The organism is Campylobacter sp. BCW_6871, assembly GCF_001762325.1.
GTDB classification, from domain to species: Bacteria; Campylobacterota; Campylobacteria; order Campylobacterales; family Campylobacteraceae; genus Campylobacter_D; species Campylobacter_D jejuni.
The window spans coordinates 1-549 of sequence record NZ_MJWQ01000016.1; the positions used below are offsets into that span (position 1 = coordinate 1).

Annotated in this window: 1 pseudogene; it reads right to left on the reverse strand. The window is 30.2% G+C overall.

The window, feature by feature from the left end:
• Positions 1-549, reverse strand: a pseudogene (locus tag AJ930_RS01210) (highly acidic protein); the annotation flags it as partial.

A 549-nucleotide genomic window follows, 5' to 3' on the forward strand; every position in this document is an offset into this window, starting at 1 on the left:
TTCTAAATCTTCATCATTTTTATCATCTAGTTCATCTAAACTAGGCTCAGTATCCAAAGCTGTATGTTCTTGGCTTAAGTCTTCTTTTTCGCTTCCGCCATCTTCCAAAGTTAAATCTAAATCAGTTTGAATGTCTTCTTGATTCTGTTCTTTAGTTGTTTCTTGTTCTAAATTTTCATCTTCTAAATTTTGAGTTTCTAAAGTTTCGTTTGCATTATCATCTTGAGATTCGTTAAGCTCTTCTTGCATTTCTAATGTATTTGCTTTAGAATCGTTTAATAATTCTTGCTTTTTTATTTCTTCATTTTTGTCATCTTCTTTGATTTCTAAATCTTCATCATTTTTATCATCTAGTTCATCTAAACTAGGCTCAGTATCCAAAGCTGTATGTTCTTGGCTTAAGTCTTCTTTTTCGCTTCCGCCATCTTCCAAAGTTAAATCTAAATCAGTTTGAATGTCTTCTTGATTCTGTTCTTTAGTTGTTTCTTGTTCTAAATTTTCATCTTCTAAATTTTGAGTTTCTAAAGTTTCGTTTGCATTATCATCTTG